Below are 12293 nucleotides of genomic sequence, written 5' to 3'. Positions count from 1 at the left end.
GCCACCGGCTGCGATAGCTATGACACCGTGTTGCCTGCTAGAAGCTCCAGCGGGATTACGCTGAACTGGTTAGTTGTGGCAGCCGCAACTCATGGCGATCCGTCTGCAGAGTCGATCGACCAACTGCCCGCCATGCGCTGGAGGTGTGTCGGTCGTACCAACCGGCGGGTAGCCATTGGTGCTGGACCACCCGAGTAGTGTGAGAAGCATCGTCGATACACCGCACCTGGCTAGTCAAGCCACGTCGTCGCCGATTCGAATAATTTGGCCGGTTTCGCGGTCGAGACAGGAGCGTCGATATGACGCTGAAGAAGGGTCAACACGAGGTCGGCAGCCGGCACACCCCTCCGGAAAGCACCCCGCGCTTGAGGCTCAAGCCCAAGGCTCCACAGAGCGGGTATGTCGACGGCGCATGGTGGCCGCACAGCGCGGACCTCACGACAGAACTGCCCGATCTGCTTTCGGTGCTGTCGGTCCGCCTTGGACCAATCAGCCGCGTGATCTACAACGTGAACGAATGGTCCTTGCCGCCAAGTAAATTTGCGACCGGTGGACGAACGGTACGACTCGATGGATATCGCCTCCAGCCGGTCAACACCGTCGAAGTCCTCGGACTCAATCGCAACAAGATCGTCCTGCTGGTGGTTTCCCCTCAGGCCGGCTCCGACCAGGCGCACACCATCATGATGACCGCAGCGGAGGCCGACAACGCTGCGCCGGTCGACAGCCTCCTTGGGGCTGGCGCGCAAGAGAGCAAACCCCATATCTAGCGCTCCGATACGCACCTCCATCAGGCAAGAACACGGAAAATCAACAGAACTCGATCGAATGCGAACAGCGTCGTGACTGTGCTCGCCTAGCCGGCTCGGGAGTTGACCCAGGTGCCTGGTAGACAGACGGAACATCGTGGGGTGCGGGGCGCATCGAAAAGTTGCCTGCCCCAACGCCCAGTGGGGGCACCACGCTCCGTTGCTGCAGGGAACCCCACCAGGCGGCTCTTGACAGCGCTCGATACTTCACGGTCCGCCCACAACAATTCCCATGTACTGCCAGGTCAGCGAGTCTTCAGCCGCAAGCCACTGGCGGTGTGTCAGCGATTCAGGTACGTTACGAGTAAGTCGGTGGTCCTCGCACGTGGCATTAAGCTTCACGTCATCGCCGGTACCAACTTATCTGGCCGGTTTCGTGGCCGAGACAGGAGCGTCGTAATGGCGCTGACGCACACCCATTTTCAGGCCTATCGGCCGCATCGCTCACTTGGACTCACTGTCGCGAAGACCCCTGTAGCCGGTGCCGCGCCCCGTGCGGGAGGAGTCGAACGCCTGAACCTGGACGAGCCGGTCATAGCCCCTGATCGAGCCTTCTCGGGTACTTGCGGCGGCAGAGCTGCCAACACTACTGACCCGATCGACTAGCACCCACCTAGACACCCAACGCGACGTCGAACCCGTGAGATTGCCGGCCCCTCGGACATCTCATTGCTATTTCCACTCCAAATCTTCGAAAGTTGTTTTATGGCGATTGACAATGAAGAATTCGCCGCCTTTATCAAATTTAGTACACGTGATATTCCACCGCACCCCGATATCGGCCGCCGCATACTCAGACGGATCTCCGAGATCGAGCGTAGCGATATTGTGAAAGCAGACAAGAGCACCCTCGCCTCGGGCAAAAAAGTTGTGCCGTGTCGAAATGTGAAATGGGTGCGGCCTGAACGGTAAAGGCCGTCGGCCATCGTGACTGCGGTCGAATGAGCAACTTTCCGATCATCAACGTTTCCCATATTTGCACTTGACGATCATGCCCATATGGCCGCAGAAATAGGAGATCCTTGGCGCTTCGAGGCCAACAACTCGGATTTGAACTTCGCGTCGCAAGATCTATTGCCGTCGCTGGGTGAACTGCACATACAGTCCAACGTTGCACCTTGACAGGAGTCTCCGCCAAGATCACCCCCCCCAAAGTCCGCGCAACACCACGCCTCAACCATGGGACGGTCTGCGTAATGGCCTGGCCAAACATCTCGACGGGAAGCCATCTTGACAAACCCACCGGAATCCGCGCAGATGGCGCTACGCCGTTTTTCGGATGTCAATATGGCGTCGACCAGCGATCTTTGCAGATCTCGACTTGATCGGCCGAAAATGAACCCGTCAAACACCTCGTAGCGAACCGAATTCGACGCACCACCGCACCGGTACGGTCGAATACAAAGGTTGACAACGAGCGGACGTGGAGCAGTCGAACAATCTTGCAACATCTTGACGCAGAGCGGCTATCTTTTCCGTCCACTTCATGCTACCGTTGGCCACGGGTGTGGCTAACTTACACCCATTTGAAAATAGGAAGAAGTAAGTATGACACAGGGAACCGTAAAATGGTTCAACAGCGACAAGGGCTTTGGCTTTATCGCTCCTGATGGCGGCGCAAAAGATGTGTTCGTCCACCATTCAGAGATCCAAGGGGACGGCTACCGCTCCCTTGATGAGAATCAACGGGTAGAGTTCGAGATCACTCAAGGCCCGAAAGGCCCTCAGGCAGTGGGAGTGACCACCGTCTAAGGATGCGCCATGAAAACCCCCGGGGTCGCTCGGACATCGTCATGATTCCGTCCGAAGGATTGCCTTGTTGGGCGCCCCGGGGTTTTTCGGTATGAGAATGAGAATGGGTGGGCCGACGAGCTAGCGGCCGCTCAGGACCGCCTCGCCAGCGCTGAGCAAGCCAACTGCACACGGGCAGAAGCGACTTGAGGGCTCCCGAGAACGCCGTGCGCCACTGAACTAACAGTCGCCTAGGTTTCCGTCTTTCTTCGTCGCGCGGTCGAGGTCATGGCATGACCGGGCACCTGCGTCGATACCGCGAACGCCAAGTCGATCCCAAAGCTCGAGATTTTGGCGACCGCCGCCCCGTGCCGTCAGCAGTGTTTGCGCCCCGTCTCCTAGGTCAGCGGGATGTCCCTGGCTCTCGAACAGACTGCAAGCAGCGGGATGTCGCGGACCACCGAGCGCGACAGGGCCATTTCCCAAGTCACCGCGGTATCATCTTTCGTGGTTGACTCCGCAGCCACCCGGAATCGTCCGGCGGCGATCTTCAGAGGTCCCTGCCGCAGCGCACCCGCCATACCCGGCTGATTCGACAGTTACGGGGTCGCCGCATTCCTATTGCACTTCGGGACAGTCCCGTGCGCAGCACTTTGGGCGCCGTATCGGTCCGCGCGCCGCGGCCGTTGTTTGCAGGTGAGTGTGTATTGTCAAAGCATCTGAAGTGCTCGACACCTCGCTTCGACCGAAGCGGCGGGCCCTCTTTGGCGGCCCGTGAAGGGGCACGCTCTGTCATCGCAGTTTCACACCGGAATTGTTCGCGCGCCGGCGATCTCGAACCCAGCATCGCGGATCGGTTCCCACGCATTCGTCACATCAGCCATGGATGCGCGGCGGCATTGAACGCTGCGACTCACGATCGGTTGTTAACCGCGGGACCGCCGCGCCAGAGCTAAGGAATAGCCTTGAGCAGATTCACCGAAACGATGTATGGCACCGCCCAGTCCAGCTTTAAGGGCATGGTCACCGGCGAGCCGGACCGTCCAGTCCGGCACACCTGGGGTGAGGTGCACGAGCGCGCGCGTCGGATCGCGGCCGGTTTGGCCAAGGCCGGTGTCGGCCGCGGTGACGCCGTCCCGGTGCTGGCCGGGGCGCCCGTTGAGATCGCGCCGGCCGCGCAGGGCATCTGGATGCGCGGCGCCAGCCTGACCATGCTTCACCAGCCCACACCGCGAACCGATCTACAGCGCTGGGCGGAGGAAACCGCCGCGGTAATCAAGATGATCGGCGCCAAAGTTGTTGTCATCTCCGACCCCTTCATGGCCGCAGCCCCCTTGTTGTCTGCGTTGGACATGCGGGTACTCATCGTTGGCCAACTCCTCGACAGTGCCCCGATCGATCCCGTCGATACCGACGACGACGATCTCGCGCTGCTCCAATTGACCTCCGGGTCCACCGGATCACCCAAGGCCGTACAGATCACACACCGCAACTTCGTCGCCAACGCCGAGGCGATGCTCATTGGCGCGCAGGTCGACACCGAAACCGACGTGATCGTCAGCTGGCTGCCACTGTTCCACGACATGGGAATGACCGGCTTCTTAACCGTGCCAATGTTTTTCGGCGCCGAGTTAATCAAAGTCACCCCGATGGACTTTCTGCGCGACACCCTGCTGTGGGCAAGGCTCATCGACAAATACCAGGGCACGATGACCGCGGCACCAAATTTCGCCTACAAGCTGCTGGCCAGGCGCCTTCGCAAGCTGGCCAGGCCCGGCCAGTTCGATCTGTCGACGCTGCGCTGGGCGCTGTCGGGTGCTGAACAGGTCGAACCCGCTGACGTCGAAGACCTCTGCGAAGCCGGCAAGCCCTTCGGATTACGTCCGGAGGCAATCCTGCCTGCCTACGGCATGGCCGAGACGACGGTGGCCGTGTCGTTCACCGAATGCAACACCGGCCTCGTAGTCGATGAAGTCGATGCCGACTTGCTCGCCGTACTGCACCGAGCCGTCCCAGCGAACAGGGGCAATACCCGGCGACTGGCCACCCTCGGCAGGCTGCTGAACGGGCTGGAGGCCCGCGTCGTCGACGAAGACGGGGCCGTCCTGCCCGCCCGAGGCGTCGGGGTCATCCACCTGCGAGGTGAACCAGTGACACGGGGCTATGCCACGATGGGCGGTTTCGTTGCGGCACAGGACGACCGCGGTTGGTACGACACCGGCGACCTCGGCTACCTCACCGAGACCGGCCACGTCGTGGTGTGCGGCCGCGTCAAGGACGTGATCATCATGGCCGGTCGCAACATCTACCCCACCGACATCGAACGTGCCGCCGCGCGTGTCGCCAGTGTCCGTCCCGGCTCCGCGGTCGCGGTTCGCCTGGACGCCGGACACCCGCGAGAAACATTCGCTGTCGCAGTGGAATCCAAAAGTTGGGAGGATGCCGCGGAGGTGCGCCGTATCGAGCGTGAAGTAGCCCACGAGGTGGTGGCCGAGGTCGACGTCCGACCCCGCAACGTGGTTGTGCTGGCGCCAGGGAGCGTTCCCAAGACACCGTCGGGCAAGCTACGGCGCGCCCATACATTGGCGCTCATCGACTGAATTCTGGCCAAGCCGAAGAAGAGTAGATTCATCACTCACAAAGGGCGCATGGAGGGAGTGTGTTGTTGACCGACTTCGACGCCCAGCCCGGCCGCGAGGCCCCAGCGCAGGCGTCGGTCTCCCCTAGCCAACTGCAAGCAGACGAAGCCGAATTGTATGCCGGTCTCAACGGGGTGGCCGGGATTGTGGCCGGCGCCCAAGGGGTGATCGACCTTCTCCGGGATGTGGCGGAGTTCGCGGCTCAGGCGATTCCCGGCGCCGATGGCGCGGGTGTGGCATTGATCGACCCACGACGTGGCATCTCCAGCGTCCAAAACTGGGCAGCCACCGAACTGCTCGTGAATGATATCGATACCATTCAGTACCACGAGCTGAGCGAGGGGCCGTGCATCACCTGTATGCAGTCGCGGCGCCCGATTGTGAGTGGGTCGCTCGGAAGTGACAGTCGTTGGCCACACTTCGGCGGCCGAGTAGCCCGGATGCAGGTGCATTCCGCGCTGGCACTACCGCTGATCGTGGGTGACGAGTTGATCGGCTCGATCAATGCCTATGCCAAGAAGCGCGACGCGTTCGCCGAGCACGCCGTCCGATTGGGGTCGCGGTTCGCCAAACCAGCCGCGGTGTCGGTGTACAACGCACAGCTATTGGCCATCGCGCATGAACGTACGACGCGACTGCAACGCGCACTGGATAGCCGAGCGGTGATCGATCAGGCGATCGGCATCATCCGCAGCCGTTCGGGTGACAGCACAGACGGCGCCTTTCAACGACTCATCCGCATCAGCCAAACCGACAACATCAAGCTAAACGTGGTCGCCGAGCAGTTGGTGGAGGAGGCCGTGCGGCGCGCCCGCGCCCGGCACCGCTGAGCCCGCCATCATAGCGGCGCGCCAAGAAGCTCGGCGAATTCCCCCACGAGTGCCGGGCGGGAATCCCGATCGGTCATCAACCTGCGCGCGACGTTGCTCAGGTGTTCGCCGTTCGCCCCTGCGTAGGTGCGCAGCAGATTGAACGCTTCCTCGATGGACACACCCAGCTGCTCTCGCAGCAGCCCTTTAGCCTGCTCGACGATGACGTGGTTGGTCAAGGCCGTACGAAGTCGCGGCAGGACGGTGGCGGGTGTGGGTGGGTGCTCCTGCAGGATCGCTACGCATGCAACGTGTGTCAGCGTTTGACCGACGAGGAGATCCGCTTGGTTGAGCTCACCGACGCGAGTGCCGAACAAGCCGAGGGCACCCAAGACAATGCCGGCGGCACGCATCGGAATGGCGTGCACGGACGCGTATCCCGCTTCGACCGCGGCCGGAACGAAGCTCGGCCACCTCTCGACGGCCGCCCCGAGGTCGGCGACCGAAACGGGATTGCCGCTGAGATAACAGTCCACACATGGGCCTTCGTCAGCCTGCAACTGGAACAGCTCGAGTTCGCGGGCCCGTTGCGATGTCGCGGCAAGCAGCCGAAGTTGCTGCAACGGATCCGCGAGCAGAAATCCCGCGGCCGCGATATCCAGCAACTCCGCGCATCGTTCCGTCAGTGCGGTCAGCAGGTCGACGATGTCGAAGTCATCGAGCAGGCTGTCGACGAGCGAAACGATGGCGTCCAACACGCGGGGTTCACGAGGGATGTCAGTCACGTTGCCCTTCTTCCTGGACTGTTGGTGTGGCCGCGCGCATCAGTCGGCCTCGAGTTTCAGACGGCGGTCGAGGATGTCGCGGGCCACGTCGGTCGCGCTGCGGCCGGTGCTGTAGGCGTGAGCGCGCAGCCGGACCAGGGCCTCCGCAGGTTCAACGTCCAACTGCGCGACGAGCATTCCGGTGGCTTGGCTGACTTCTGCACGACACAGCGTGTTGAGTTCGCCCCAGGCACCGCTGCTGGGATCGCTGACGGCGGCCTGCAGATCGGCATCCATCAGGTCCAGCAGCGGGACAACTGCGAGTTCAGCGGCTGCCACCGCGCTGGTCAGATCATTGCTCGACAGGTGGCCGGGCTGCGCGCGGAAGAGGTCGAGAGCTCCGACATACTCGCCGGCCACAACGACGGGTATTGCGTAGACGCTTCTGATCTGGTGGGCCAACATGGCAGGTCCGTATGCGGGCCAGCGAAACTCCCCCGGATCGGCGAGGTCGACAACCGCAATCGGGATCCGCCGTGCAACAGAATCCAGACACGGCCCCTCCCCGAGAGTGAACTGCAGCTCGTCGTAGTTGCGCGCCGCCATATCACTGGATCCCAGCGTGCCGCTGCTCGTGCCATCGAAAACGATCGAAATTGCGGCTGCATCAACGTCAATAAGGATCACGCAGGCCTCGCACAGACGGTCGGCCGCCGCTACCCCCCGCAGGCCCTTGACGGCGGCAAGGAGCTGCTCCCGGATCGTCACATGTAGCCGAACGCGGTTCGGGCAACCGCACAAGTGCCCGGGAGTCGAGGCGACAACGTCATCCCTCCACCTTTCACTAGTTGGCAGCATTTGACGAGTGCACCACGAATCTCGAACGCGGCTCTGTTGGTGATGGCTCAGAGCTTCTGCCATTACGCCGCGCTTCAGCGTCAGCAGCCACAGCAAACTACACGGCGCCACAGGAACTGCCCGGAGCGACGGTCCGAAAGGCTGGATCCTAGATCTGACGGCTCCCGCCCGGACCAAAGTCATTGCACAGTGCCAAGTGCCGCGCATGCTGCAAAGTCGAGATCAATGCCAAGGTCGACGTCGCGCCCTGGTTGCGGCTCACCCCGTCGGCGTGCAACTCGTCGTACCCACCGCCTGTGTCCGGGTCCCACATCGGCTCTCTCAGATCGTTGTCGCCCTTGAACCACGCAGCGGCGGCCCTGACTCCGGCGAACCAGATCGGGTTGGTATCGACCGCGGCGGCACGCGCACACGCATCGGCGAGCGTGGATACCTGCAAAGGCTGTTGGTCAAAACCAGGCCTGGCGTCATCGGCTCCTCGGCCCCCGACCGGGGTGGGAGACAGATGGCCGTCAGCTGATTCGAATGCGACCAGCCACGCCAACAGATCCAGGCCGTTGCGGCGCAACGTCGCGTCGGCGAGCACCGCACCCGCAGCGATCATGGCCTCGGGCAGAACAGCGTTCACGTATGTCAGCCGCGGCTCAGGCCACGGCCATACCGGGTCGTTGCTCGGCGCCGACAGCGTAGCGGCAAAGTCAGTGAGCAGTGCGAGAGCCGCCTGGTGCTCGGGGTTGAAAGCGAGGAGTTCGGCGGCACCCAGTGCCGCATAGGCCATCGCCCGCGGTCGTCTCGACCGCGCTCGAGCGGCACGCTCGAACTGCACGATGGCCGACTCACGGGTCCAGGCGACATTGCTGTGCCCGACCGCTGTGCCCAGGCCCCAGAGGCACCGCCCCCAAGCATCCTCGAGTGCGGGCTCATCGCTCCAACCTCCGGTGTCGTCCATCCGATTCCTGCATGCACCAGTACTGGACTGCGCGTCGTTCAAGAACCGCAACGCAACTCCGGCGAGTCCGTTCAGTGTTCGGTCCGGGCCATGATCGCGGGTGGCAACAACAAGCACTCCGGCCGCATCCTCGGTGCGGTAACCGCCTTCCGGTAGTGGCTCTGCCAGCCGTGCCCGCTCCAGCGTTCCGCGACTATCGGTCAACCGCAGGAGTTGTTCAAAACTTGGCGCTGGCGCAGTGCTGCTCATAGCCGTGCCCGTCGGCGCGCCAGGATCCGCCGCGCCAACGCTTGATACGTGCGTGCGACCAGCGGCCAGGCCATCTCGGGTGCCAGTCGACGCGCCTCGGCTGCCATCGCTCCGGCCAGACGCGGCTCCGTCAACACCTGGCGCAGCGCCGATGACAGCGCATCCGGACGGTCATGCGCCACGACAAGGCCGGCCCCGCCGGAGAGCACTTCGACGGCGTGCGGGAACGCGGTGGCCACCACGGGCCGACCACTGGCGATGGCGCCAATCAGCACGCCGGAGCTGACCTGGTCGGTCGAATCGTAGGGCAGCACCACCGCCGCCGCAGACTGGACCAGGGCGCTCAACATTGGACCGCTGCGGTAACCGGCATCAAAAAGAACCGACCCCGACAAACCGCTGCGCCGCGCCTGTTCTACCAGCGCATCGCGGTACGCCTCGCCGTCGGCGGCCAGCACCTTCGGGTGCGTCGGGCCCGCAACCACGTAACGCGGATTGCCGGGCAGGTCACGAAGCGAACTCATCGCCTCGATCACCCGCTCGATGCCCTTACCCGGGCCGAGCAAGCCCCAGGTCAACAGGGTGGGTCGACCGCCTCGTACGTGGGAGGGGTTCACCGAGATGGTTGCACCCTGCCGGATGATGGCAACCCTGCTCCGGTCGATATCGAAGGCACGGTATAGGCGTTGGCCGGCCGCCTCGGACATGGCGACCACTTGGTCGGCCCGCGCCGCCATCTCCTGGGTAATCAAAATCTGTTGTGGTGTAGGGCTTTTAGGAAGATCCTGAACAACTACGATCGACGGCACAGTCAGCCCGTCGATGATGCCCAAGGTCTCATCACCATCCACACCGCCGTAGCTCCCGTAGTCGTGCTGGATGACCGCAACGTTGCTGTGGTTCAACAGCTCAACGCAAGCCGCCGCCGATGGCGCTGACCCGTTCACCAGCTCTCCGACGACATCGGAGCTCGATGACGCTTGCCCATCGGACACTCGAACGATACTGACCTCAGAGCCGTTGGCGTTCAACCCACGGGCCAGCGCCGCGCTGAATGTCGCCAGGCCACAACGCGTCGGCGGATACATACCGAGGATGCCAAAACTGGGGCAGCTCGAAACTTCCTGGTCCACAATAGGAACCGTTGATGGCCTAAGGGTAGAGAAAGCGCTCAAGGTGATCCCAACTGCGCTCGTCACCTGCGTGTCCGGCGTAAGCGGTTGCTTGGTGCGGTCAGCGGGAACGCGGCTGACTCATCCCGGACTAGCTGGGTTTTTCAACTTCTTTGAGGATACACGCCCCAATACTGGTCGTGAACGCTGCGCGGCGAGGTGGCATCCCACGTTGAACCGTTGCGGGTCACCGCGAAATCTCACGCTAGGAGTAGAGTCCAGGAATCGGGACCAATCAGGCCCCCATGATGAAGGGGTCAGTGATGGCAGATAAGTCTCCCCGACAAGCGATGAGCAAAAAATCCGGAAAGTCTTTGAAGGAGAAACGCGCCGACAAGCACGCGAAGAGCGCGCGCCGCGCCGCATCCACAGAAGCCCTGTTCCATGACAGGAAGAACTGAGGCGCAACATCTTTCGGCGCACGGCCTGGCGCTCGGCGCACTAGTACCGCGAGAAGCTGTCGCCTAGGCCCGCCGGTTGGCCCTCGCATACAACGTACGCTCGCCGCTGGCTACCACTCGTCGCACGCGAGTCCCCTACTACTCCCCTCGGTAGCCGGACGCTGCGGACTCGGCCGGAGAGTCACTCTTAAACCACGTACCGGCACCGCGATACACATAAACCACGTACCGGCACCGCGATACACACCGCGGTGCCTGTCCCGCCGCGGGCAAGCACAACGCCGGTTCCCGGCCGCACAACGGCGCGACCGGGAATCGCGGAATAGCAAGAACACCAGCACTGAACGCGTAAAGGTCAGTGTCCTGTCAGGCTGGTGTGTCGCCGACCCATCAGCGTTGCAACCACGGCGACACCGACAGCGGCGACAAGCACCTGGACCAGCAGTTCGAGCCAGTCGATGCCGCTGGTCGCGGTAGGAATTCCAACCGCCTTTGCGATCACGGTACCGATGAACGCGGAGACGATGCCGACGAGGATGGTCACCAGCACACCGATGGACTGTTTGCCCGGCACCACGAGGCGGCCGAGCACGCCGATTACCGTGCCGATCAGGATGGCGGTGATAACTCCGGTGATAGTCATTATTCCTCCAAGGGGATTGCAGGTGGAGTTGAGATACCCTCGGCTCCCACCAAATAAACGTTCAGCTCGATCCGGCGCGACGAGTCCGCCTTTGCCAGAGTCGGCACTGCGGCTCGGGACCGCTGCCAACCAACACCCAGGAGCGGGATGTGACGGCCAAGCCACCCCGTCCGACGCGCCGCCGATGCGCAGTTCACCGATCCCGCTGCCTGCCCAACCGGCTCCCCTGCCCATCGCTTTGCGGTGTCGTCGGGGGTTGGACCGGCCAGAACTGACCACCGGATCTGGGGGTCTAGGGTTCGATTTCGCGGACAAGGGATTGGTCATCCCCGCCCGCGTGGATCTGGGCTCTAAAGTCAGAGCCTATGGCGACCGCTGCGCAGTCACCCCGGATCGAAGTCGGCGAATCCCGCTGCGGCGACGGCACCGTTATCCGCCATGTGGAAGCCGGCGAGGGACCGGTCTTGGTGCTGTTGCCCGGCTGGTCACTGACGGCACAGATCTTTCGCGACCAGCTGGCTGGTTTGTCGCCCACTTGGCGGGTGCTGGCGATCGATCATCGCGGGCACGGTCGTTCGTCAATCCCCCGGCTCGGCTATCACATCCACCGCCTTGCGGCCGACCTGCGAACCGTATTGCAGACGCACCACCTCGATCAGGTCCATTTGCTCGGACATTCGATGGGGTGCGCGGTGATCTGGTCCTACCTTGAACTCTTCGGTACCGATCGGCTCGCCTCGCTGCTGCTGGTCGACCAGATGCCCTGCGCGCTAAGAAATCCCGCGTGGACCGATGCCCAGGCTCTCGAGGCCGGAGCGACGATGGACCCCGCCGGACTGTTCGCGTTCACTGATCGGCTGCGCGCCGATGGCGATGACCCGCGTCCGGACTTCGTCACCGAGGTTGTCTCCGAAGGCATCGGACCAGATGAATTGGCCTGGCTCGTGGAGCAAGGCCAGACGTTGAACCGCCGCCTCGCCGCCGACCTGATCTTTGACGTGGCAACCCATGACTGGCGCGGGCTGATGGCGCACATCGGCTTGCCAACGCTGGTGGTGGCCGGCGACTCGGTCAATGTGCCGATCGCTTCCCAACGATGGATGTGGCGGCAGATCCCCGGCGCGCAATTTGCCCGGGTCCCGGGGCGTCGGGGTGGCACGCACTTCCCATTCCTGGAAAACCCGCAGACCTTCAACGACGTGGTGTCGCAGCATCTTTTCGCCCACCCGCCCGGCTGAGACCGGCCGGCCTCTCGCAAGCGCTTCGCGG

At 63.0% G+C, this 12293-nt stretch carries 12 protein-coding genes; 7 read left to right on the top strand and 5 right to left on the bottom strand.

Going from position 1 to position 12293, the window contains the following annotated elements:
• Positions 1-299 precede the first annotated feature (299 nt).
• From CCUG20998_RS12360 to CCUG20998_RS12340, 5 genes are all read left to right on the top strand, one after another.
• Positions 300-770: a DUF5994 family protein gene (locus tag CCUG20998_RS12360; RefSeq protein WP_020728839.1), complete on the top strand. Its 471-nt coding sequence runs from the start codon at positions 300-302 to the stop codon at positions 768-770.
• Positions 771-1514: 744 nt separating this feature from the next.
• Positions 1515-1721, top strand: coding sequence for a hypothetical protein (locus CCUG20998_RS27500; protein ID WP_142399694.1), 207 nt, complete (start codon positions 1515-1517; stop codon positions 1719-1721).
• A 636-nt stretch (positions 1722-2357) separates the two neighbouring features.
• Positions 2358-2561 carry a cold-shock protein gene (locus CCUG20998_RS12355; RefSeq protein WP_036455643.1) on the top strand — a complete coding sequence of 68 codons (204 nt, stop codon included), beginning with the start codon at positions 2358-2360 and terminating at the stop codon, positions 2559-2561.
• Positions 2562-3505: 944 nt separating this feature from the next.
• Positions 3506-5140, top strand: coding sequence for a fatty acyl-AMP ligase (locus tag CCUG20998_RS12345; RefSeq protein ID WP_020728835.1), 1635 nt, complete (start codon positions 3506-3508; stop codon positions 5138-5140).
• 65 nt (positions 5141-5205) lie between these two features.
• Positions 5206-6009 carry a GAF and ANTAR domain-containing protein gene (locus tag CCUG20998_RS12340; RefSeq protein ID WP_036455888.1) on the top strand — a complete coding sequence of 268 codons (804 nt, stop codon included), beginning with the start codon at positions 5206-5208 and terminating at the stop codon, positions 6007-6009.
• 8 nt (positions 6010-6017) lie between these two features.
• Here CCUG20998_RS12340 and CCUG20998_RS12335 read toward each other — a convergent pair whose 3' ends face one another.
• The 4 genes from CCUG20998_RS12335 to CCUG20998_RS12320 all read right to left on the bottom strand — a co-directional run bounded on the left by CCUG20998_RS12335 (position 6018) and on the right by CCUG20998_RS12320 (position 9896).
• Complete coding sequence (locus tag CCUG20998_RS12335; RefSeq protein WP_020728833.1) at positions 6018-6773, bottom strand: GAF and ANTAR domain-containing protein; 756 nt, start codon at positions 6771-6773, stop codon at positions 6018-6020.
• Between the two features lie 39 nt (positions 6774-6812).
• Complete coding sequence (locus CCUG20998_RS12330) at positions 6813-7520, bottom strand: GAF and ANTAR domain-containing protein (protein WP_020728832.1); 708 nt, start codon at positions 7518-7520, stop codon at positions 6813-6815.
• Between the two features lie 238 nt (positions 7521-7758).
• Positions 7759-8808, bottom strand: coding sequence for a hypothetical protein (locus CCUG20998_RS12325; protein ID WP_020728831.1), 1050 nt, complete (start codon positions 8806-8808; stop codon positions 7759-7761).
• Positions 8805-9896: a glycosyltransferase gene (locus tag CCUG20998_RS12320; protein WP_020728830.1), complete on the bottom strand. Its 1092-nt coding sequence runs from the start codon at positions 9894-9896 to the stop codon at positions 8805-8807. The genes CCUG20998_RS12325 and CCUG20998_RS12320 overlap by 4 nt, the downstream gene beginning before the upstream one ends.
• A gap of 347 nt (positions 9897-10243) precedes the next feature.
• Between CCUG20998_RS12320 and CCUG20998_RS27840 the strand changes: the two genes are divergently transcribed.
• On the top strand, positions 10244-10381 hold the full coding sequence (locus tag CCUG20998_RS27840) for a hypothetical protein (RefSeq protein ID WP_164498310.1): 138 nt from the start codon (positions 10244-10246) through the stop codon (positions 10379-10381).
• Positions 10382-10736: 355 nt separating this feature from the next.
• Here the strand turns inward: CCUG20998_RS27840 and CCUG20998_RS12315 are convergent, their stop codons facing one another.
• Positions 10737-11024: a GlsB/YeaQ/YmgE family stress response membrane protein gene (locus CCUG20998_RS12315; protein WP_020728828.1), complete on the bottom strand. Its 288-nt coding sequence runs from the start codon at positions 11022-11024 to the stop codon at positions 10737-10739.
• Between the two features lie 365 nt (positions 11025-11389).
• On the opposite strand from CCUG20998_RS12315, the gene CCUG20998_RS12310 reads away from it, so the two are divergent.
• Positions 11390-12262: an alpha/beta fold hydrolase gene (locus tag CCUG20998_RS12310; protein ID WP_020728827.1), complete on the top strand. Its 873-nt coding sequence runs from the start codon at positions 11390-11392 to the stop codon at positions 12260-12262.
• Positions 12263-12293 lie beyond the last annotated feature (31 nt).

It is taken from the genome of Mycobacterium marinum (assembly GCF_003391395.1).
GTDB classification, from domain to species: Bacteria; Actinomycetota; Actinomycetes; order Mycobacteriales; family Mycobacteriaceae; genus Mycobacterium; species Mycobacterium marinum.
Note: the sequence above shows the minus strand (reverse complement) of the source record. Positions and strands in the feature narration are given on the sequence as shown.

Excerpts from the sequence above, each read along its gene's own strand:
- CCUG20998_RS12360 (WP_020728839.1), top strand. The coding sequence starts at position 300 with ATGACGCTGAAGAAGGGTCAACACGAGGTCGGCAGCCGGCACACCCCT.
- CCUG20998_RS27500 (WP_142399694.1), top strand. The coding sequence starts at position 1,515 with ATGGCGATTGACAATGAAGAATTCGCCGCCTTTATCAAATTTAGTACA.
- CCUG20998_RS12355 (WP_036455643.1), top strand. The coding sequence starts at position 2,358 with ATGACACAGGGAACCGTAAAATGGTTCAACAGCGACAAGGGCTTTGGC.
- CCUG20998_RS12325 (WP_020728831.1), bottom strand. The coding sequence starts at position 8,808 with ATGAGCAGCACTGCGCCAGCGCCAAGTTTTGAACAACTCCTGCGGTTG.
- CCUG20998_RS12320 (WP_020728830.1), bottom strand. The coding sequence starts at position 9,896 with ATGTATCCGCCGACGCGTTGTGGCCTGGCGACATTCAGCGCGGCGCTG.
- CCUG20998_RS27840 (WP_164498310.1), top strand. The coding sequence starts at position 10,244 with ATGGCAGATAAGTCTCCCCGACAAGCGATGAGCAAAAAATCCGGAAAG.
- CCUG20998_RS12315 (WP_020728828.1), bottom strand. The coding sequence starts at position 11,024 with ATGACTATCACCGGAGTTATCACCGCCATCCTGATCGGCACGGTAATC.
- CCUG20998_RS12310 (WP_020728827.1), top strand. The coding sequence starts at position 11,390 with ATGGCGACCGCTGCGCAGTCACCCCGGATCGAAGTCGGCGAATCCCGC.